Genomic DNA, 21,537 nt, shown 5'->3' with positions numbered 1-21,537 from the left:
AAGTATTATTTCGACACCTATTATCCAAGCATGGCAAAATATTTTTCTATTTCAGTTATATCATTAGGAAACAATAAATTTGCAACTATTACAAAAGACGTTACAGAGATAAAGGAAAATCATCAAACAATTGAGGCTAAAAATAAGGAGCTGGAACAGATTTTTTATGTTGCATCTCATGACTTAAGATCTCCACTAGTCAACATAGATGGATATAGTAGGGAATTAGTATACTCAATTAAAGAGATAAAAGAAATTATTAAAAATGATTCTGAAGATAGTAAAAAACTAATTGTTGAATTTAATGATATAGAAGATTCGCTAAATCATATAAGAAAAAGTACAGGCCAAATGGATGAGCTTCTTAAAGGCTTATTAAGATTATCACGTGTTGGACGAGGGGCACTAAATATATGTAATCTAAATATGAAGTGCTTGATAAGCGATGTTTGTGAAAGTTTTGAATATATAATTAAACAAAACAAAGTTACAGTTCACATCGGAGAGGTACCCTCGTGTAGAGGGGACTTAATCCAGGTAAGGCAGATTTTTGCAAACATTATAGGAAATGCATTAAAGTATCTTGACCCTAATAGAAGCGGCGTAGTAAAAGTTTCAGGACAAACACAAATAAATGGTGTTGAATATTGTGTTGAAGATAACGGAATAGGTATAGCTGAAAATCATATTGATGGTATTTTTGAAATATTTAATCGTTTGAATAAAGGAAATAGTGTAGGTGAAGGCATTGGATTGACTATTGTTTGTCAGATGCTTGATAGATTAGGTGGTAAAATAAGAGTTGAATCAAACATTGACAAAGGGAGCAAGTTTTACATAACATTACCATGCACAACAACTATATAGACTACTGGAGGTTAATTAGGGAGGGGAAAATATGAATGAAGAAGTTATTATTTTAATTGCAGAAGATGATGATGGGCATGCCGGCCTTATAAGAAAAAATCTTGTAAGATCTGGAGTTGCAAATCAGATAATTCGTTTTAAAGATGGTCAGGAAATAGTAGATTTTTTACTTTGTAAAGGGAAGAAACCTCATAGAGAACCTAGAAAAGCTTATATAATACTGCTTGATATTAGAATGCCTAAATTAAATGGAATTGAGGTTCTAAGAATAATTAAAGAAGATTCTGTATTAAAAAAAATTCCAGTCAGCATGCTTACGACTACAGATGAGCCAAAAGAGATAGAAAAATGTCATGAGATAGGATGCAGTAATTATATAACAAAACCAATTGAATATGAAAAATTTATTAAAACAATAAAGCAACTGGGGCTATTTATCTCAATTGTAAAGATTCCTAAACTATATAAAGTTTAAATAAGCTTATAAAACTTTATATAGATAAAGAATTGTTTATTTAAAGTTAAATTTTTTAATGCCTTTTTGTCACAGAAAGTTCAAAAATGACAATATTTATTACATGAGATGATTTAGATATTGCAAAACTTATAAAACTGTTTTTGCATTGTTTCAACCTTTCATTAACTTAAATAATATGCACCCAGAATTCAAAATGAATCATTTTAATTGTATATAAGATGCAAATATAGTACAATAATAAAAGCAAAATGATAGAATTAAATATTATTCTAAAGAAAGTGGTGCTTATGAAGAATTTTGCTTTTGTTTCTGATTTTGATGGAACTATTTCCCTAAAAGATTTTTATCATATTATAATTGATAAATATCTTGGTGATGAAGGGAAAAATTTTTATCAAGACTGGAAAAAAACTAAAAAAATAAATGTTGAGTTTTTAAATAAAATCTTTTCTTCAATTAAATTAGATGAGAAAGAATTGCATAAAGAAATATTTAAAATTCCTGTTGATAAAAATGCTATAAAGTTAATAGAAGAAGTAAAAAAAAGAGATGGAGATTTCTACATTTTAAGTGCGGGGACATCTTATTATATTAAAATTCTTTTGGATTATTTGAATATCAACGACATAGAAATTATTTCCATGAAAGGTATTTATATAAACGGGGGTATAAAAATCATACCTAATGAAGACAGCCTTTATTATTCTAGCATATTTGGAATAGACAAAGGAAAAGTTATAGAAGACCTTAAATCAAGTTATAAAGAAGTGTTTTTTGCAGGAGATAGCGAACCAGATTTCCAAGCAGCCAAAAAAGCTGATTTGGCTTTTGGTAAAAGTGAATTAAAAGATATTTTAAAAAAAGAGGATATTTCTTTTATTCCTTTTAGAGATTTTTCTGAAATTATAAACCATATGGAAGAAAGAGGGTGGTTTTAATGAAGCATAATTTTAGCAGTATAACAATTCCAGAAATACTTGAGGTGGGTATTGATACTATTAAAAATGCTGGGAAATATTTAGTGAAAGCTAATATAAAAAAGATGGTTGTCTTTTATGGTGAAGGTATGAAAGATATGTTTGGTAAGGATTTCATGGATTCGGTTAACAAACAACCAAATTTAGATATTATTAAAGAATTTGTGAATGAAGATATTAATCTTAATGCCATTATAGAAAATGCTTTTGATATCCCGAAAGAAACACAGGCAATTGTCGGGATTGGGGGCGGTAAAGTATTGGATGTTGCCAAATATGTAGCGTTTTTAAATAATATTTTATTTATAAGTATCCCTACTTCAACTTCTCATGATGGTTTTGCAAGTTCAGGGTGTTCACTATATATAAATAATAAAAGAACGTCAGTATCTGCTAGAATGCCATATGGAATTATTGTCGATATTGGCATTATAAAAAGGTCTCCAGAGCGATTTGTTTTTTCTGGGATAGGAGATATTATTTCTAAAATTACTGCAGTTCGTGATTGGAAATTTGAAGAAGATAATAACAAGACAAAGGTTAGTGATTTTGCCGTCATGATTTCTAAGAAATCAGTTAATAGCATTGCTAGAATGCCATTTAAAGACATAAAGGAAGATTTCTTTCTAAAAGAATTAGTTGATTCTTTGACTATGAGTGGTATTGCCATGGAAATGGCAGGGAATAGTGCACCAGCAAGTGGAAGTGAACACTTGATTTCTCATGCTCTTGATCAAATTCTTGATAAAAATGAGCTTCATGGTATACAAGTAGGTATTGCGACTTATATCATGAGTTTGGTTCAACAACACCGGTATGTAAGGGTTAATACTTTTCTTAGGGAGACAGGTTTTTGGGAGTATGTAAAAACGCTGAATCTTGAAAAAGATAATTTTATTAAGGCCATTGATTTAGCACCATCTATAAAACCTACAAGGTATACGTACATACATTTAGAGGAGAATAGAAAGAAGGCAAAAGAGTATTTACATCATGACCCTGTACTTAATACGATTTTAAGATAAAACTAAACATACAATATGATATTAAAATGTAGAACCTGATATTTTAGTAATAATCTTAACGTGTTTTACTCCTACCCATTTTTCACTTCTTTTAAAGTAAATTTTCTAAAATTCACTTTTTTTAAATAGTACACATATATATAATATATCGCAATGCAACTAAAACAATTAGTTGTATTGGGATAAATAGAAGAGCTAAAAATATTAGATGGAATATAGGAAGTGATTTTTTTGATAATTCATGTTGTAAATCCAGGTGAAAGTATATACTCAATTGCTCAACAGTATGGTGTTTCAATGCAAAAAATAATTTCTGATAATGAACTTGAAAATCCAGATCAACTCGTGGTTGGTCAAACACTAGTTATATTGGAGGGAATTCGAAGGCATGTTGTTGCACCAGGTGACTCAATATATCAAATATCAATAAGATATGGTGTCAGTATAAATGAAATATTATCCCAAAATCCGCAAATAGAAGATCCGAATATTATCTTTCCAGGAATGGTAATTGACATTCCGCCTAGAACAATAAGGTTTGGGCCAATGGCAGTGAATGGTTATACTTATCCCAATATTAATATGGAAGTGTTGGCAAAAACCCTTCCATACCTCACCTATCTTAGCATATTTAGTTATGAAGTTAATGCTGATGGAAGCTTGAACACAATAAATGATGAACCGCTTATAGAGGCAGCAAGAGCTGAAAGAGTTGCTCCTTTGATGGTGATAACAAACTTGGAGGATGATGGTTTTAGTAGCAGTCTGGCTCATACTATACTTAATAATGATGAAATACAGGAGAATTTAATAAATAACGTAATCAGAATTTTAAGAGAAAAAAATTATTATGGTCTTGATATAGATTTTGAGTACGTTTTTCCTTATGACAGAGAGAATTACAATAATTTTTTAAGGAAAGTTGTACGAAGGCTGAGACCTCTTGGATTTAATATTACAACAGCGTTAGCTCCAAAAATATCAGCAGAACAGGAAGGAGTTTTGTATGAGGCACATGACTACCCTGTTCACGGTGCATTGGCTGACCATGTAATATTAATGACTTATGAGTGGGGATACACATATGGTCCTCCTATGGCAGTAGCTCCAATAACTGGAGTGAGAAGAGTGCTGAATTATGCAGTGTCTGCCATACCTAGACAAAAAATTTTCATGGGCATACCTAATTATGGATATGATTGGACTCTTCCATATACGCCAGGAACAGCTGCTAGGTCATTATCAAATACCCAGGCAGTTAATCTAGCATTAAGAAGAGGTGCCGCTATTGAATATGACCCTGTAGCTCAATCACCATTTTTCAATTATTGGGATGATGCTGGAAGACAACATGTAGTGTGGTTTGAAGATGCTAGAAGTATGTTGGCTAAATTTTTTCTTGCAAATGAATTTAGAGTTGGTGGATTAAGTTATTGGACTATAGGGCGTTATTTTCCACAAAACTGGCTTATATTAAATTCAGTATTTGACATTAGAAAAGTGCTTTAGTCCAAATGATATATGCAATTTATATTTTAAAATAAAATAATTCCTCTAAAAAGCTGTAAAGACTCTTTTTAGAGGAAAATAACTATTCGCAGCTTTTATTTTAGTTGGAATTTGGGAATTCATCAATAATACCCAAAATATATCTGCTTAACAAGGTAGAGTCAGTTTTTCCTTCAACAGAATCTAATTCAACATACCTTTTAAAAAATAGATATGGTAAATTTGTTGATGATTTCGGAGTTACAAATGCTGTTATGGTAAACTATAATGGACAAGACATCGACTGAAAAAAGATTTTATGCATTAAAACAAATCAGACAAAAAAGAAATATATATCGTACATAAGTAAAGTGAGTTTTTAAAAGGAGAACAACATGTTTTTTAAAATTATAAAAAATGATTTTTTAAGAAAGAAAGCAGTTGGGATTACAGTATTTTTGTTTATAGCTATTGCAGTTCTTTTAGCAGCCAGTGCAACAAATATTATTGCGAATTTGATTCAGTCAATATCAGACTTAGAAAAAAGTGCAGCTCCAAGTGATATTACCCAGATGCATTCAGGGGTATATTCCCAAGATAAAATAGATGAGTTTGTAGAAAGGCAGCGAGAAAATGTAAAAATGCAGGAAACTATGCAGCTTCTTAATATAGATGGGAGACATATTTATTATGGTCAAAATAATACAATGGCTGAAACAATACAGGATATTTCATTTGTTATACAAAACAAGAAATTTGATTTTTTACTGGATTTAGATAACGAAAAGTTGGATGTAAGTAAAGGTGAAATAGGGGTTCCTGTTTATTTTATGGTAGAGTACGATTTAGAAATAGGGGATAAAATTATTGTAAAAAAAGATAATTACCAAAGAGAATTTATTATTTCAGATTATGCAAGGGATTTTGCCATGAACTCTCCTCTTACGTCTTCAAAACGTTTTGTTATTAATCCAGAGGACTATTATGAAATGCTAAAAATACAAATAGCAGAAATAGAATATCTTATCCAGTTTAAACTTTATGAAGATGGGGATGCTCAAGCTGTTAAAAATGCATATAGAGAAGAGAGACTTTTTTCAAATGGACCTTTGGTTGAAGGTGAATTATTTTTAATTTTTAATGCTATTTCTGATGTATCAGTTGCAATAATAATAATATTTATCAGCATGTTGCTGATTATTATAGCTTTTTTTTGTATAAGGCTTACCTTTTTAGCTTCAATTGATGAAGACTTAAGAGAAATTGGTGTTATGAAGGCAATAGGAATATCTAAAAAGGATATAAAAAAAATATATCTTAACAAATACAAACTTATGTCAATATTAGCAGGCATAATAGGGTATGGTTTTTCTTTTGTAGTTGTAAAAATATTTAGTAATAATATGAGACTATATTTATCCTCTGATTTATCAGGAAATTTAAAATATGTACTATCTCTTATAGCCCCCTTGTTTGTGTATTTTATTATTGTTATGTACAGCAAGAAAGTATTGAAAAAAATTGATAAAATTTCTGCAGTTGAGTCATTATGTTCAGATATAATGATTGGTGAAAAAAAGCAAAAATATAGTTTGTCGCTTCTTAAAAATAAGTTTTTTAACATCAACATCTATATGGGGCTTAGAGATGTATGGAAGAGGTTTAAATTATACAGATTGCTGTTTTTTATTTTTATTTTATGTACTTTTATTGTAATTCTTCCCTTAAACATATATAATACAATGAACTCACCGGAATTTTCTACATATATGGGAATAGAAAAATGTGATATTAGAATTGATCTTCAAAAGCCGGATACTATTATTGATGATTATATAGAATTGAGAGAAGAACTGGAAAATGATTCAGATATCAAAAAATTTGCACCATTTTTAACTGGTTGCTATCAGGTTAAAAATGATAAAGGTTCATGGGACTATATTAATGTTGAAGTAGGAGACTTTTCCCTGTTTCCATTGAATTACCTAGAGGGAAGAGCTCCTAAGGAAGAAGGGGAAATAGCACTTTCCTATGCGTTAATAAATGAATTGGGTAAAAATACAGGAGATGAATTATTAATAAGGTTTTTAGACAATGAAAGGGCAATGGAAGTTTGTGGTATTTATCAAGACATAACAAACGGTGGCAAAACTGCAAAAGCAAATAAACATCTTGGAATAGATCAAGATTCAATTCTTTGGTATGTTGTGAATATTGATTTGGTTTCTGGTGTTGATATTGCTCAAAAAGTTGAATACTATCGTGCTAAATTTGATTTTGCTCAGGTAAGTGATATTGAAGAGCATACAAGGCAAACGCTCGGAAGTATTACTAATCAGATAAAGACCATTGTTATAGTGGCAATTTTAACAGCAATGGTAATTGTTGTGTTAATAACAGCGCTATTTTTAAAGATGTTACTGTCAAAGGATATGTCTCAGATAGCAATTATGAGAAGTATAGGGCTTAAGTCAGATAACATAAAGCATCAATATATGTCAGGAGTTTTGACAGTCTTGATGTCGGGGATTGTACTTGGAATGATTGCATCAAATTATATAGGTGAAATTCTCTTTAGTATGGCAATGTCAATTATGGGAGCTGCAAGAATTGAATTTGTTAACGTTATGTGGCAGACATGGATTGTATGTCCTCTAATGCTTATTACAGCTGTTCTGCTTACTATATTCGTATCCTTTAAAAAGGAGTTGGATGGTGATTTATCTGTAGTTTTAAAAAGCTAATGAATTCCTTCATAATTATGTGTAAGTATTTGCAAGGAGTGAGAATTATTAAGAAAGATAATATGCTGGAGGTAAGATTATGAGCAATATATTAGAAGCTAGGAATATAAATAAAAAAGTAGACTTGGGAAATGATAATGAAGTTCACATCTTAAAGAATGTAAATCTAGATATACAAAAGGGGGAGTTTGTATCTGTTATGGGACCTTCTGGAAGTGGGAAGTCAACATTACTTTATAATATAAGTGGCATGGACAGAGTTACCTCTGGAAGTGTGAAATTTAAAGAAAGAGAGATTAGCAAACTAAAAGAGGAAGAGTTAGCAAAGATTCGATTAAATAACATGGGGTTTATATTTCAAGACATTAATCTTTTAAAAAATCTGTCATTAATTGATAATGCAATGTTTCCAGCACTTGTATCAAAAGCTGAGAGCAAAGATAAGATAAGAAATAAAGCAAAGAAATTATTTAATATGACAGGAATTGAGGATATTGAAAATAATAGCATCACCCAGGCATCTGGAGGGCAGCTGCAAAGAGTTGGTATTTGCAGAGCATTAATAAATAATCCAGATATAATATTTGGAGATGAACCCACCGGTGCATTGGATTCTAAATCTACAGAAGAGATTATGACAATTCTTTTAAGGCTTAACAAAGATGGAACAACTGCAATGATTGTTACTCATGATGCAAAGGTGGCAGCAAAAACTGAAAGGGTATTGTTTATGATAGATGGAAATATTGTCGCACAGCAAAAATTAGGTAAATATAATAAAAGGTACGATGATTTAAAAAAAAGAGAAAAAAGTATTATGAAACGGTTGGTGGAAATAGGGGCTTAGCCAAAAGACTTTCAATGTGTATCCATATATAACATTAAATTTGAAATAAAAGCTTGTATAGTATATAATGGGAAAGGGTTTTAATAATTAATGAAAAGGAGAGGAAAAAATGAAGCTTAAAAAAAGATTGTTGTGTTTTGGTATTGTAGCTGTCATGATGGCAGGGTTTTTAGTTGGCGTATTTGCAGGTTCAAATATAAGTACAATTACTGCTAAAATTAATTCTGAAATTAATTACATATTAAATGGAGAGGAATTTATTCCAAGAGATATGGATGGAAGTGAAATGGATACAATTATATATAGTGGACGTTCTTATGTGCCACTAAGAGCTATATCAGAAGCACTTGATATGCCTGTTGACTGGAATGATGACACAAAGACAATAATACTTGGTGAATATGAAGATAGAAAAGATGTAGTTGATGAAGAAAAAAATGTTGATAGGGATGTTGGAAGTGAACTGACAGGAGAGATTACCATTGCACATTTCAATATTCATGAAGCAAATGAACTTGTAGAAGCGTATATGGAGAAAAATCCAAGTGTAAAAGTAAATATAAAACATTTGACAGACCATCAGGGAGAGTATCAAAATTATATAGAAACACAGTTTAAATCTAATTCAGCAGAATCAGATATAATTGCTTTAGAGTGTGCATTTGTTAGAGAATTTGTAAATATGGATGATGCTTTTGAAAATCTTTCCGAAGCTCCATATAATGCAGAGGATTTTTACGATAAATTAGTGCCATACACAATTGACGTTGGAAAAAGTAATGATGGAAAAATAAGGGCTTTATCACACCAAGCAACGCCAATGGGGATTGGATATAAAAGAGAAATAGCAAGAGAATACCTTGGAACAGATAATCCAGAAGAAATATCTGAGATGTTTTCAACATCAGATAAAATACTTGAAACAGGTAGAAAACTTAAAGCAGAAAGTGGAGGAAAGGTTAAGCTTTTCCCACATTTAGAGGAACTGTGCAGGATTTATATGGCTGCTCGTGAGACTGGATGGGAAAAAGATGGGAAGCTGGTAATAGATTCTAAAATGGATGAATTTATGGAACTTGCAAAAGATTTATGGGAAGAAGGTCTCGTAGGAAGAGCTGAACCTTGGACTATGCAATGGTCTAATGCTATTGAAGATGACGAGCATTTTGCATGGACAATGCCTAATTGGGGATTGAGGTGGATAATTATTTCTGGAATGGACGGAGCACTAGATAATCCTATGGCTACTGCAGGAGAATGGGCAGTAGCAAAGCCAGAAGTTACAGGCTTTTGGGGCGGAACTTGGCTTGGTATAAACAGCAATAGTGAAAATAAAGACATTGCATGGGATTTCATCAAATTTATAACTTTAGATGAAGAGCATGTTGAAAGCCACGCTAAAAAAACAGGTGACTTTATTAGTAATACTGAAGTTATTAGCAAATTGGCCGAAGATGATGGTTACATAAATCCTTTAACAAATCAAAATTTGTATGAATTTTATGAACCATTTCTAGATGAAATAAATGGAAATTTATATACTATGTATGATGATAATTTAGTGTATAGTTATAATATAATAGAAAGTTATATGATAGCTGTAAAGTCATATATAAAGGGTGAAGCAACCAAAGAGGATGCTATTAAAAAATTCAAAAAAACAGTATATTTGCAGCATGGTTTGGAAATAGATTAATCATAAAAGGTAGAGGTTTAAAATAAAAGCTTCAGGTTAGGAAAAGTACCTACCTGAAGCTTTTTTATGTCTTGCACTAGTACCCACTTACTATTATAAGATGAAAACCTTAGGATGCGAATAAAAAATGTCGCCTAAGTATATGCCTGTTATAAATTAGCAAACAAATGGTATGCTAATTTAATCAAACAAATTTTAAAATAAATTTGAATTTTTCAAGTCGTTTTCTTTTGGGTTTTCCTCTGTCTCTTTTTCCTGAGGCTTTTCATTACTTTCGTCAATGGAATAATTTATTTCTTCAGATTTATTCTCATTTTTACCTTCCTTTTTCTCTCCTGCTAAATAATCAGGCAGTTCCATTCCGGCCATATTAAACATATCCTTTAAAGGTGGAACAGACTTTAGCATTCCGGATAGAAAATTAGCTGTTGAAGGAGAGCCTTTTCCATTACCCATACTGTCCCAAACAGTAACTTTATCAATTTTAATTCCCTTTATTGCTTCAACTTGTGTTTTTACTAATTCAGGAAGTTTATCGGCTATCATAAGTGTTACTGCTTTTTGAGCATCTCCTCCTGCTGCTTCCACTATTTTCTCAAAACCTTCTGCCTGTTTACTCATTATTTCTTTTATACCTCTTGCTTCTGATTCCATCTTAGAATATATTGCGTCAGCATCACCTTTAGCTCTAATTCTAGTTTTATCTGCATCAGCGTCTGCATCAATTTGTGCTTTTTTCTTTTCAATTTCAGCCGGGATTATGATGTCAGCTTCTTGAGTAGCTTTTTCTCTGCTAGACCTTGATTTTTCAGCTTCTTCTTCTGCAGAATATGCTTCTTCAAGGGCTTTTGCCTGTTGAACTTTTTCGGCTGCAGTAGCTTTCTTGTTAGCTTCTGCCTCCTTCTCTCTTCTAGCGGCTTCTGATGCTGCAATTGTAATTTGGGATTTGTTTTCACCCTCTACAGCTGTTGCATTAGCTCCTGCAACTTCAATTCTCTCATCTCTTTTAGCGTTAGCCTGACCGATAGAACCGTCTCTGTCCTTTTCGGCAACACTTTTCTTTGCGTCGTTGACAGCTTTTGCTGCTGCCTCTTTACCAAGTGCATTAATATATCCTGATTCATCGTTTATATCTGTTACGTTTACGTTTATAAGTTTTAAACCTATTTTCTTCAATTCAGCTTCAACGTTTGTAGTTACGTTACTTAAAAATTTATCCCTGTCTGAGTTTATTTCTTCAATGTCCATTGTTGCTATTACAAGCCTTAACTGACCAAAAATAATATCCTTTGCCAAGTTTGTTACATCAGCATGATTCAGGCCTAAAAGTCTTTCAGCAGCATTTAGCATTGTAGTGTACTCTGTAGATATACCAACTGTAAATCTTGAGGGAACGTCAACTCTTATGTTCTGTTTACTCAATGCATTTTGCAGCATTACCTCAATAGACATGGGTTTAAGGTCTAAATAACTGTAATGCTGGATTATAGGCCATACAAAAGCTGCACCACCATGAACACATTTGGCAGAACGGGTAGTGCCTTCTTTGTTTTTACCCACTTTACCATATACTACAAGTATTTTGTCCGATGGACATTTCTTATACCTTGAAAACAACGCTATTATAGTGGAGAAAATCATAACCACAATAATAGTAACTAAGACCAATACATATCCTTCAAATCCTCCCATAATAAAACTACCATCCTTTCATATTAGGTTTTGTTACAACAAAAGTATCATCATCTCTAAATTTAATTACAAGTACTTCTGTGCCTGTAGGAAGAGCTTCGCCAGGTGTCACTGCATCAATTTCCCTGAAAGCTCCATTAAAAGTCAGGTGAACTTTACCAATTCCCGACTCATCAGCCGGTATCGGAACGTATACCTTTCCAATGTGACCAACTGCATCTTTCAATTCAAGATTTCCGCTTTCTGTTAAACGAAGGATAGAGTAAAATAACATTGATACTATTATTGTTATTATAAATGCAATGACAATAGAAGCTATCACTGTAATAATTTTACCCACACCAGCATTATGAATGGTAATGCCTGACCAACCGAATATAGTAAAAAATGTTATTACGTTTTTTATGGACAGCACTTTAAATACGCTTCTTAAAGTACTGTCATCACTACTTTCTAGAGTGTCAGCATCACTTACCATGTCACTGGTATCATCGCCCACGCCTAAAAACATCATAATCTGTTGAAAAATAAAGATTACTGTAAAAGGTACAGCAAAAAGCCAGAAGAGTTTTTCAAATCCTGGCATACTACCCCACCAATCTGCCAAGTGTATACCTCCTTTCTGGAAACATCCCCAAAATAAATAATATAGTCAGCCTACAATCAAAAATATTTTATCTGTGTGTTAGTACAATTATATCAGAAGTTAATTACTATGTACTATATTTCTCAAAAAAACATATTTTTTTTAAAATATTCTGATCTGTTGATTTTATTTTACTTTAAGGCGTCAAAATCTATAAGGTGACGTTGCTATTATAAATCTTCAGGTAGAGTTGAGTCTCCAGCTAAAGCCTAGATGTTTAGTTTTAGCTAAACGAGTTCACTCTGTTATTTTCATCTAAAAGCAAAAGCATGGCATAAATTGCCTCTAAATTTGGAACTGGAAAATCCTTTTTTCTTGCCAGACGAACAGCATTTCCTAAAATGGCTTCTACTTCAAGTGGTCTCTTGTGTTCATAATCTAAAAGCATACTTGGCTTATAAGGTTTCATTTTTAAAGTGTTTGATATGTTTTCATCTACTAAACTTTGTGGTAGATTGTATCCAAAAGCATTTGCTAAGCCTATAATTTCTTTCATTATTTTCTTGGTAAAATCCAATGATTCATCGTTTTTAAGAATGATATCAGTGGTAAGCCTTCCACCTATTACCGATATAGGATTAAATGGGGCATTCCATATAAGTTTTTTCCACCTTGAAGCTATAATATTTTCATCTATAATGCAGGGAACACCTGATTTAGAAAACAGCTCATCAAGTTTTGCAACTTTTTGAGTGTTACTTTTTGGGTAGTTTCCTATGACAATACGTCCGAATTCTTGATGATTAATTTGCCCAGAACCTGTTTTTGATACACCAATAAATGCAAGGCAGCTTATAATATCATTTTCAGGAAAAGCTTTTGCTATAGGGTCTTCAATGTCTATACCATTTTGAATTAAAACTATTGCAGTGTTACTTCCAACTTTAGGTTTAATTATTTTTTCTATATTAATGCTTGGAAGTACTTTTGTTGAAACAATTATATAATCAGGGGTTTTTGAGTAATCTTCAACTTTTTTTATAGTTTCATCTGGTTTAAAAACAAAATCTCCATTTATGCTCTTAACATATATTCCCTTTTTGTGCACATGTTCGTAATCTGACCTTATAAGAGCACTTACATTTGCACCAGCCATTGCAAGTTTTCCGCCATAAAAGCTTCCGATTGCACCAGTTCCTACCACTAATATATTTATTTTTTCCATAATATTCTCCTCTATTTATAAATACTTAGTAATGCCTTAGAAATAACGTCCTATTGTAAAGGACAATTCTTAGCCATTACTTATTATTTATAGTAACAAAAAATTCCCTATAATAACAAGTTATTATTGTAAAAAAGCAAACTTTTTATCAAACCTATCTTTTTTATTTTAACCAAAGCTTTATGATTTGATTGGGTATCTCATTTATTATATGTACCAATATATGACCAATATGATGTAGGCAATGCTGTGATATGGTATAATATATATGTCTGTATATAAATTAACAACGTTGTAATAGAAATAGTATTAAAATAAGATTTTTAATATAAATTTTATGGGAGGATATTTATGTTTAAAAAAGGTATTTTTCAGTCAGTGATAATAGTACTGTGCATGACACTGATTATAGGCGCAGTAAACTTTTTTGAGTCTTCATCTGTTGAGGCAGCTTCTTTTGCAAAAGGAGCAGATATTAGCTGGGTGCTTGCAATGGAAGAACAGGGCTATGTATGGTACGACAAAAATGGTAATGAAAGGGACATATTAGAAATTTTAAAGAATGATTATAACATTAACTCAGTAAGAATCAGAACATGGGTTAATCCCTCAAATGATTATGGCAACGGTTATTTAAACAAAGATAGATCTATAGCTTTAGCAAAACGTGCAAAAGATATGGGATTTAAAATATGTTTCAATTTTCACTATAGTGATTCATGGGCAGATCCAGGAAAACAGTATAAACCATCTGCGTGGGAAAACTTAAGCTTTGAAGAATTAATGAAAGAAGTATATGACTATACGTATGAAGTTATGAGTGATTTGGCCAGTGAAGGAATTTATCCTGAATGGGTGCAGGTTGGTAATGAAACCAATAATGGTATGCTCTGGGAAGATGGAAGAGCCTCAGAGAATATGCGAAATTTTGCATGGCTTGTCAACTGTGGCTATGATGCAGTTAAGGCTGTAAGCAGTGATTCTAAAGTAATTGTTCATCTGTCCAATGGATATGATAACACAATGTATAGATGGATGTTTGACGGTTTGATTAATAATGGTGCAAAATTTGATATAATTGGAATGTCACTATATCCAACATCAAGTAATTGGCAGACACTCAATGAACAGTGTCTTTCTAATATGCGTGATATGAAATCTAGGTATGGTAAAGAAGTAATGATATGTGAAATTGGTATGGACTATAGTGAGGAAGTGGCAGCAAAAAGCTTTATTTCTGATATCGTTGACAAAACGAAATCTGTTGGAGGAAAAGGAGTATTTTATTGGGAACCACAGGCATATCCAAATTACAATGCTGGATACAGAAAAGGGGCATGGAACAGCAATGGAAGACCTACACTTGCTTTAGAGGGGTTTGGTTACAATGAAAACAATGAGGAGATTCCTACACCGCCTCCAGATAACGGTGACGAAACAGTTCCGCAGAACATTTATGGGGACTTAAATGGAGATGGCAAAATTGACTCTACAGACTACACATTACTTAGAAGATATATTCTTGAAATAACAGATGGATTTCCTTCAGAAAATGGATTTATAAATGCAGATGTTAATGGAGATGGAATAATTGATTCAAATGATTTAGTCTTTATGGGACGTTATCTATTAGAAATAATAGATGAATTTCCTGTAGAAAGCAATTAAACTTCTTCAAGTTGTAATTAGCAAATGTGAAAAAGAAAGAATGTTCCAGAAACTAACAAATTAAGAGCAAATAATTCGTTGTTAAAAAATTATTGTTTTAAAAACATTTTTAATTGGTATAAAAGAGTAAGACATTAAACATTAAAAAACTTAATTTTTAATGTTTAATATCTAGGTTTTTTAACAAAGTTTAGAGCAAAGACAAAAGGAGGATAACTATGGGGATATATGATTACAGTGTAAAAAGAGTTGATGGAACTGAGATTTCTTTAAAAGAGTATGAGGGAAAAGTTTTGCTTATAGTTAATACAGCTACAGGTTGTGGATTTACTCCTCAATATGAAGGTCTGGAAAAAATGTATGAACAATACAAAGATAAAGGACTTGAAATACTTGATTTTCCATGTAATCAGTTTTTAAATCAAGCACCAGGAACTAATGAGGAAATAGCTAATTTTTGCAAGGTAAAGTTCGCTACTGATTTTGAAACATTTGCTAAAATAGAAGTTAACGGTGAAAATGCACATCCTTTGTATAAGTACTTAAAGAAAGAAGCACCTAAGGAAATTGATAATGGTCTTATGATGAAATTATATGGAAAACTAAAAGGTGTTTTTTCATTTGAAAAGAACGGAATAAACTGGAATTTTACAAAATTTCTTATAGACAGAGAAGGAAATATAGTAGCTAGGTTCGCACCTACTGTAACTCCAGAAGAAGTAGAACCACATGTAAAGGAGCTTTTGTAAATTGAGCAGTATATAAGGGGCACTTAAAATTGAATAATTCCAAGTAGAGGGATGTTAAGAGATTTGTGATGAGTATATTATAAGAAGCAGATGCTATAGATTTAATTACCCATTACACTTATATATTGTTTAATTTATAAGTGTAATGGGTAATTAAATCTATAAATATAAGTTTATAAAAAGAGGTGCTATATTAATGAAAATTGGCTTGGTTGGCATAGGAAAGATGGGGTATAATATTGCTCTAAACATGAAAGATAAAGGACATGAAGTGGTTGCATATGATAAATCTATAGAATCAGTCAGAAGAATTGAAAAAGAAGGAATAAAGGCAACGTCCAATTTAAAAGAACTTGTGCGGATATTACCTGAAAGAAAAGTGATATGGATTATGGTACCTTCAGGAGATCCAGTTGATGAGACAATAAATTATCTGTACGATTTTTTAGGAAAAGAAGACATTGTTATAGACGGTGGGAATTCACATTATAAAGACACTTTAAGAAGGTATGAACTTTTGCAAAAAAAAGAAATAAGTTTCGTGGATGTAGGCACAAGTGGTGGAGTAGAAGGTGCTAGAAATGGTATGTGTGGTATGGTTGGTGCAGATTATGAAGTCTTTAATTATATTGAGCCTTTACTAAAAGACATTTCTGTTGAAAAAGGTTATATTCATACTGGTAAAACAGGCTCTGGTCACTATGTCAAAATGATTCACAATGCAATTGAATATGGAATGATGCAGGCAATTGGAGAAGGTTTTGAAGTTTTAAAAAAAGCACCCTTTGAACTTAACTTAGTAGATGTATCAAGGGTTTGGAATCATGGCTCTGTTATAAGAAGCTGGCTTATGGAATTAACACAGCAACTTCTTACAAAAGATTCTTCTTTAGACTCAATTAGAGGGAAAATTAAATCATCAGGAGAGGGTATATGGGCTTTACATGAAGCTTTAGAGCTTGGAGTATCAACACCAGTAACAGCCCTTTCTCAATTTACAAGGTTTAGTTCGGAACAAGAGGATTCCTTTTCTAATAAAATTGTTGCAGGCTTAAGAAATGAATTTGGAGGTCACTCGGTGACTAGAAAATAATGGGGGATTAATATGAAAAATAGACTTGAATCTAATGAGGAATTGGCTTTTATTATATTTGGCGGTACAGGTGATTTAGCCAAAAGAAAGCTTATCCCTGCACTGTTTTCCATTATGAAAGAAGAAAAACTTTCAGAAAAATTTTCTATTGTTTTAGTAGGAAGAAGGGATAAAGATGTTAGTGAATATAAAAAGGAACTTTTGCAGTTTGTGAAAGCTTATTCAAGATATAAAACAAAAAATGATGACTGGCAAATATTTAGTGATAAAATCAAATATTGTAAGTTTGATTTTATCGATCAAGACAAGGGATATGACATTTTAGCTAAGTTTTTAGATCATTATGATAATAGAATTTTTTACCTAGCAGTAGCTCCAGAATTTTTTGAAATTATTATTGGGAGACTTAAAAATCATAATCTTATTGAACTAGATAAAGGGTTTCAAAGAATTATGATTGAAAAACCTTTTGGTTCTAGCCTTGAAAGTGCACGAAAGCTAAATGAGGCTATAACAAAAATAATACCAGAAAAAAAGATATTTAGAGTGGATCACTATCTTGGAAAAGAGATGATACAAAATATTCTTTCTATGAGATTTGGGAATTCTATTTTTGAACCTCTGTGGAATCACCACTACATTGATAATGTTCAAATAATATCCACTGAAACTATCGGAGTAGAAAGCAGGGGAGGCTATTATGATAATACAGGTATTATTAAAGATATGCTTCAAAATCACATACTTCAAATGCTTTCTCTTATAGCTATGGAGCCACCTGTAGATTTAGAACCTGAATCTATAAGAAATGAAAAAGTTAAGGTTTTAAACTCCTTAAGGATGTTTGATAAAAAAAGTGCACAAAAGAACATTGTTAAAGGGCAATACGACAAGGGTGTTGTAAAGGGTGAGAAAGTTCTATCCTATAGAGAAGAAGAGCGAGTAGCTAAGAATTCAAATACAGATACTTTTATTGCCCTTAAAATAAATGTTGATAATTTCAGATGGGCAGGAGTGCCTTTTTATATTAAAACAGGCAAAAGACTAAATCGCAAAGTTACAGAAATAATTGTACAGTTTAAAAAGTTACCTGGAGTAAATTTCTATAAAAATTTAAGTAATGCAGAGCCGAATCTTTTAGTAATCAGAATTCAACCCGAGGAAGGTGTTTTTGCTCAGATAAATGCTAAAAGCCCAGGAATTAATTTGGTAGAGCCTGTAAAAATGAATTACTGTCAGTCCTGTAGAATTGACTACAATTCACCAGAGGCCTATGAGCAAATTATAATAGAGGCAATAAAAAACAATTCTTCTATATTTACTAGATGGGATGAGCTTGAATATTCTTGGAATTTTGAAAAAAGTATACGAGAATCTTTTAAAGGCATAGAACCTGACTATCCTAACTATAAGCCAAGTTCGAAAGGACCTGCTGAATCTATTGAACTTTTAAAAAGAGATGGAAGGATGTGGTGGGACACAAGAGAACTTACTTAAAGTATAGCTATACCATATGTAAGATGGACTACTTGAATTAGACAAAGACATATATAGTGAAAAACTAGAAATTAACAAGTTATAGGAGGTGATAGCATGGAAATATATGATGTTTCTATGGCAATTCATAAAAATATGCCAGTTTATAAAAATATAGAGTCCAAAAGACCCTTTTTAAAAAGGGTGAAAAGCTTTGAAGAAGATGGAATTAATGAATCGGAAATCAATATGAATCTTCATACTGGTACTCATATTGATGCACCTTTGCATGTTTTTAAAGATGGTGATTCTATAGAAAAGATAGATATTAAAAAGCTTATAACAAAATGTAAGGTACTAGATTTAACTGGAATAAAAATGGTTACAGAAGATGAACTAAAGGTAAAGGAAATTGAAAAAGAGAGTTTTGTGATTTTGAAAACAGATAATTCATACAGAGATGAATTTAATGCAGAATTTGTTTTTCTTGAAAAAAGTGGTGCTAAGTATTTGGCAGATTTAAATATAAAAGGAGTGGGAATTGATGCATTAGGTATTGAAAGAGGTCAGATAGGGCATCCCACTCATAATACAATTATTAATAATGGTGCAATTATTATAGAAGGTTTAAGGCTTAAAGAAATAAAAGAAGGAGAGTATATGATGTACGCTCTTCCTCTTAATATTGTAGGCGGCGATGGTGCTCCTGCAAGAGTAATACTGACAAAGTGAGTGAACTTGTTTAGCTAAAGCTAAACATTGAGGCCTAAGGTGGAGACTTAGAATAAGATAAAGAAGTGAAAAAAAGAAGGAGTGTTTTAAATGAAAAGTATTGAAGAGAAAATAGTTAATACTATGAGAATTCTTAGTATTGAAGGAGTAGAGAAGGCAAAATCCGGTCATCCAGGACTGCCTCTTGGTGCTGCACCAATAGGATATACTATTTGGTCTAAGCATTTAAAGCATAACAAGGATGATATAAAATGGTTTGACAGGGATAGATTTATTTTATCTGCCGGTCATGGATCTATGTTATTATATTCCTTGTTATATCTTTTTGGATATCCTCTTTCTTTAGAAGATTTAAAAAGTTTCAGGCAGTGGGAAAGTAAGACACCGGGACATCCTGAATTTGGAATAACTGAAGGAGTTGAAGCAACAACTGGACCTTTAGGCCAAGGCTTTGCAAATGGAGTAGGAATGGCTATTGCAGAAGCTTTTTTGGCAAAAGAATTTAATGAAGAAGGGTTTAATATTATTGACCATTACACCTATGTTTTAAATGGTGATGGGTGTATGATGGAAGGAATATCCTATGAAGCGGCGTCTCTTGCAGGGAAGCTTGGACTTGGAAAGCTTATTGCTCTATATGATTCAAATAATATAACAATAGAAGGTTCTACAGATTTAGCATTTACTGAGGATGTCGGTGCACGGTTTAAATCAATGAAATGGCAAGTGATAGAGGTTAAAGACGGAAATGATGTAGATGCAATTGATAAAGCAATAATAAATGCAAAAAATGAAACACAAAAACCTTCAATGATTATAGTTAATACTAAAATTGGTTATGGCTGTCCAGATAAAGAAGGAAGTGAAGAGGCTCATGGAGCACCTTTAGGAGCTGATAATATATTAGAAACAAAGAAAAATCTTGGATGGGAATATAAAGAAGAGTTTTTTGTTCCTGCTGAAGTGTCAGAGCAATTGGAGAGTATAAAGAGAAAAAAAGAAGAAGAGTATAAAAAGTGGTTAGAGTTATGGAATGGTTACAGTGAAAAATATCCACAAAAAGCTAAGAAGCTTAACAAATGGCTAAAGAATGATTTTTCTTTTTCAGATAAAGATGTTAATGATTTGATTACAGAAGATACAAATTCATCTGCAACAAGGGCGGATGCGGGACAAATTTTAAATAAGCTGTCTGACATTTTTGAAAATTTAGTAGGAGGCTCTGCAGATTTAAACCCTTCTACAAAAACCTATCTTAAAGGGAAAGAGGATTTTAACACAGGAAGACCAGGGAGAAATATCCATTTTGGAGTAAGGGAACATGCTATGGGAGCGGTTGCAAATGGGATTTCTTATCATGGGGGCTTAAGACCTTTTGTTTCAACCTTTTTTGTTTTTAGTGATTATATGAAGCCTTCAATCCGACTTTCTGCAATTTCAAAGCTGCCTGTAATGTATCTTTTTACCCATGACAGTATTGGTGTGGGGGAGGATGGTCCAACACATCAACCTGTTGAACATCTTGCAGCTTTAAGAAGTATGCCAGGACTTATAACTTTCAGACCTGCTGATAAAAAAGAAACTTTTGCAGGGTTAACCAAGGCTTTATCAGACAAAGAAAAGCCATATGCTATTATGCTTTCAAGACAGAAATTAAAGCAGATAGAAACATCTTCATTAGAAGCTCAAAGAGGAGCATACATAATTTTAGGAAGCGTAGATGAAACTCCAGACATCATACTTTTAGCTTCCGGTTCAGAGATAGGACTGGTTTATGAAGCAGGAGAAAAGCTTAGGCAGGATGGTGTTTTAGCAAGGGTTGTAAGTGTTCCGTCCTTTGAGCTTTTTGATATGCAGGATAAAGAATATAAAAACAAAATATTACCAAAGAGTGTTAAAAAAAGATTAGCAGTAGAATCAGGCTCCAGTTTTGGGTGGGAAAAGTACATCGGTTTAGATGGAACTGTAATTGCTATTGATACTTTTGGTGCTTCTGCCCCAGCAGATAGGATATTTAAAGAATATGGATTTAGCCTAGAAAATATATTGAAAGTTGCAAGTGAATTATTAAAAAGTTAGCAATTTCAAAAAGTTACTGTACTTACTGAACTCGTCGTACAGCTAAAACTAAACATTGGAGCTTTAGGTGGAGTGTTAGAATGAGATAGAGTTTTTAAAATAATCTTATGAGAAC

General features: G+C 32.2%; 18 protein-coding genes. 15 read left to right on the top strand and 3 right to left on the bottom strand.

Going from position 1 to position 21,537, the window contains the following annotated elements; all coding sequences use genetic code 11:
* From RBH29_RS02010 to RBH29_RS01970, 9 genes are all read left to right on the top strand, one after another.
* A partial coding sequence (locus RBH29_RS02010; protein WP_306694771.1) for a sensor histidine kinase occupies positions 1-867 on the top strand: 867 nt, incomplete at its 5' end.
* A 31-nt stretch (positions 868-898) separates the two neighbouring features.
* Positions 899-1,342 carry a response regulator gene (locus RBH29_RS02005; RefSeq protein WP_306694770.1) on the top strand — a complete coding sequence of 148 codons (444 nt, stop codon included), beginning with the start codon at positions 899-901 and terminating at the stop codon, positions 1,340-1,342.
* A 251-nt stretch (positions 1,343-1,593) separates the two neighbouring features.
* Positions 1,594-2,283 (top strand): MtnX-like HAD-IB family phosphatase, encoded by a 690-nt coding sequence (locus RBH29_RS02000; RefSeq protein ID WP_306694769.1) that lies wholly within the window; start codon positions 1,594-1,596, stop codon positions 2,281-2,283.
* On the top strand, positions 2,283-3,347 hold the full coding sequence (locus tag RBH29_RS01995; protein ID WP_306694768.1) for an iron-containing alcohol dehydrogenase family protein: 1,065 nt from the start codon (positions 2,283-2,285) through the stop codon (positions 3,345-3,347). Before RBH29_RS02000 ends, RBH29_RS01995 begins: the two co-directional genes overlap by 1 nt.
* A gap of 231 nt (positions 3,348-3,578) precedes the next feature.
* Positions 3,579-4,856 carry a LysM peptidoglycan-binding domain-containing protein gene (locus tag RBH29_RS01990; protein WP_306694767.1) on the top strand — a complete coding sequence of 426 codons (1,278 nt, stop codon included), beginning with the start codon at positions 3,579-3,581 and terminating at the stop codon, positions 4,854-4,856.
* Between the two features lie 104 nt (positions 4,857-4,960).
* Positions 4,961-5,143, top strand: coding sequence for a hypothetical protein (locus tag RBH29_RS01985; RefSeq protein WP_306694766.1), 183 nt, complete (start codon positions 4,961-4,963; stop codon positions 5,141-5,143).
* A gap of 87 nt (positions 5,144-5,230) precedes the next feature.
* Positions 5,231-7,579 (top strand): ABC transporter permease, encoded by a 2,349-nt coding sequence (locus RBH29_RS01980; RefSeq protein WP_306694765.1) that lies wholly within the window; start codon positions 5,231-5,233, stop codon positions 7,577-7,579.
* A gap of 79 nt (positions 7,580-7,658) precedes the next feature.
* Positions 7,659-8,426 (top strand): ABC transporter ATP-binding protein, encoded by a 768-nt coding sequence (locus RBH29_RS01975; protein ID WP_306694764.1) that lies wholly within the window; start codon positions 7,659-7,661, stop codon positions 8,424-8,426.
* Between the two features lie 109 nt (positions 8,427-8,535).
* Positions 8,536-10,122: an extracellular solute-binding protein gene (locus RBH29_RS01970; protein WP_306694763.1), complete on the top strand. Its 1,587-nt coding sequence runs from the start codon at positions 8,536-8,538 to the stop codon at positions 10,120-10,122.
* Between the two features lie 195 nt (positions 10,123-10,317).
* On the opposite strand, the gene RBH29_RS01965 is transcribed toward RBH29_RS01970, so the two are convergent.
* From RBH29_RS01965 to RBH29_RS01955, 3 genes are all read right to left on the bottom strand, one after another.
* Positions 10,318-11,814 (bottom strand): flotillin family protein, encoded by a 1,497-nt coding sequence (locus RBH29_RS01965; RefSeq protein ID WP_306694762.1) that lies wholly within the window; start codon positions 11,812-11,814, stop codon positions 10,318-10,320.
* A 7-nt stretch (positions 11,815-11,821) separates the two neighbouring features.
* A complete protein-coding gene (locus tag RBH29_RS01960; protein ID WP_306694761.1) occupies positions 11,822-12,421 on the bottom strand; it encodes a hypothetical protein in 600 nt (199 codons plus the stop codon).
* Between the two features lie 262 nt (positions 12,422-12,683).
* Positions 12,684-13,625: a ketopantoate reductase family protein gene (locus tag RBH29_RS01955; RefSeq protein ID WP_306694759.1), complete on the bottom strand. Its 942-nt coding sequence runs from the start codon at positions 13,623-13,625 to the stop codon at positions 12,684-12,686.
* Between the two features lie 351 nt (positions 13,626-13,976).
* On the opposite strand from RBH29_RS01955, the gene RBH29_RS01950 reads away from it, so the two are divergent.
* The 6 genes from RBH29_RS01950 (at position 13,977) to tkt (ending at position 21,422) form a co-directional block, all read left to right on the top strand.
* The gene (locus tag RBH29_RS01950) at positions 13,977-15,293 is read left to right on the top strand and encodes a glycosyl hydrolase 53 family protein (RefSeq protein ID WP_306694758.1); all 1,317 of its coding nucleotides are present in this window, start codon (positions 13,977-13,979) and stop codon (positions 15,291-15,293) included.
* 218 nt (positions 15,294-15,511) lie between these two features.
* Positions 15,512-16,042, top strand: a complete 531-nt coding sequence (locus RBH29_RS01945; RefSeq protein WP_306694757.1) for a glutathione peroxidase — start codon at positions 15,512-15,514, stop codon at positions 16,040-16,042.
* Between the two features lie 196 nt (positions 16,043-16,238).
* Complete coding sequence (gnd, locus tag RBH29_RS01940) at positions 16,239-17,135, top strand: phosphogluconate dehydrogenase (NAD(+)-dependent, decarboxylating) (protein WP_306694756.1); 897 nt, start codon at positions 16,239-16,241, stop codon at positions 17,133-17,135.
* A 12-nt stretch (positions 17,136-17,147) separates the two neighbouring features.
* Entirely contained in the window at positions 17,148-18,632 is a 1,485-nt protein-coding gene (gene zwf, locus RBH29_RS01935) for a glucose-6-phosphate dehydrogenase (RefSeq protein ID WP_306694754.1), read from the top strand.
* Positions 18,633-18,728: 96 nt separating this feature from the next.
* The gene (locus RBH29_RS01930; protein ID WP_306694752.1) at positions 18,729-19,343 is read left to right on the top strand and encodes a cyclase family protein; all 615 of its coding nucleotides are present in this window, start codon (positions 18,729-18,731) and stop codon (positions 19,341-19,343) included.
* A gap of 90 nt (positions 19,344-19,433) precedes the next feature.
* A complete protein-coding gene (gene tkt, locus RBH29_RS01925; RefSeq protein WP_306694750.1) occupies positions 19,434-21,422 on the top strand; it encodes a transketolase in 1,989 nt (662 codons plus the stop codon).
* Positions 21,423-21,537: the final 115 nt, after the last annotated feature.

It is taken from the genome of Herbivorax alkaliphila, assembly GCF_030848475.1.
GTDB lineage: Bacteria > Bacillota > Clostridia > Acetivibrionales > Acetivibrionaceae > Herbivorax.
Note: the sequence above shows the minus strand (reverse complement) of the source record. Positions and strands in the feature narration are given on the sequence as shown.

What these genes read in the sequence shown, in the direction of transcription:
- RBH29_RS02005 (WP_306694770.1), top strand. Translation starts at nt 899, where the DNA reads ATGAATGAAGAAGTTATTATTTTAATTGCAGAAGATGATGATGGGCAT.
- RBH29_RS02000 (WP_306694769.1), top strand. Translation starts at nt 1,594, where the DNA reads ATGATAGAATTAAATATTATTCTAAAGAAAGTGGTGCTTATGAAGAAT.
- RBH29_RS01995 (WP_306694768.1), top strand. Translation starts at nt 2,283, where the DNA reads ATGAAGCATAATTTTAGCAGTATAACAATTCCAGAAATACTTGAGGTG.
- RBH29_RS01980 (WP_306694765.1), top strand. Translation starts at nt 5,231, where the DNA reads ATGTTTTTTAAAATTATAAAAAATGATTTTTTAAGAAAGAAAGCAGTT.
- RBH29_RS01975 (WP_306694764.1), top strand. Translation starts at nt 7,659, where the DNA reads ATGAGCAATATATTAGAAGCTAGGAATATAAATAAAAAAGTAGACTTG.
- RBH29_RS01970 (WP_306694763.1), top strand. Translation starts at nt 8,536, where the DNA reads ATGAAGCTTAAAAAAAGATTGTTGTGTTTTGGTATTGTAGCTGTCATG.
- RBH29_RS01965 (WP_306694762.1), bottom strand. Translation starts at nt 11,814, where the DNA reads ATGGGAGGATTTGAAGGATATGTATTGGTCTTAGTTACTATTATTGTG.
- RBH29_RS01955 (WP_306694759.1), bottom strand. Translation starts at nt 13,625, where the DNA reads ATGGAAAAAATAAATATATTAGTGGTAGGAACTGGTGCAATCGGAAGC.
- RBH29_RS01950 (WP_306694758.1), top strand. Translation starts at nt 13,977, where the DNA reads ATGTTTAAAAAAGGTATTTTTCAGTCAGTGATAATAGTACTGTGCATG.
- RBH29_RS01945 (WP_306694757.1), top strand. Translation starts at nt 15,512, where the DNA reads ATGGGGATATATGATTACAGTGTAAAAAGAGTTGATGGAACTGAGATT.
- gnd (WP_306694756.1), top strand. Translation starts at nt 16,239, where the DNA reads ATGAAAATTGGCTTGGTTGGCATAGGAAAGATGGGGTATAATATTGCT.
- zwf (WP_306694754.1), top strand. Translation starts at nt 17,148, where the DNA reads ATGAAAAATAGACTTGAATCTAATGAGGAATTGGCTTTTATTATATTT.
- RBH29_RS01930 (WP_306694752.1), top strand. Translation starts at nt 18,729, where the DNA reads ATGGAAATATATGATGTTTCTATGGCAATTCATAAAAATATGCCAGTT.
- tkt (WP_306694750.1), top strand. Translation starts at nt 19,434, where the DNA reads ATGAAAAGTATTGAAGAGAAAATAGTTAATACTATGAGAATTCTTAGT.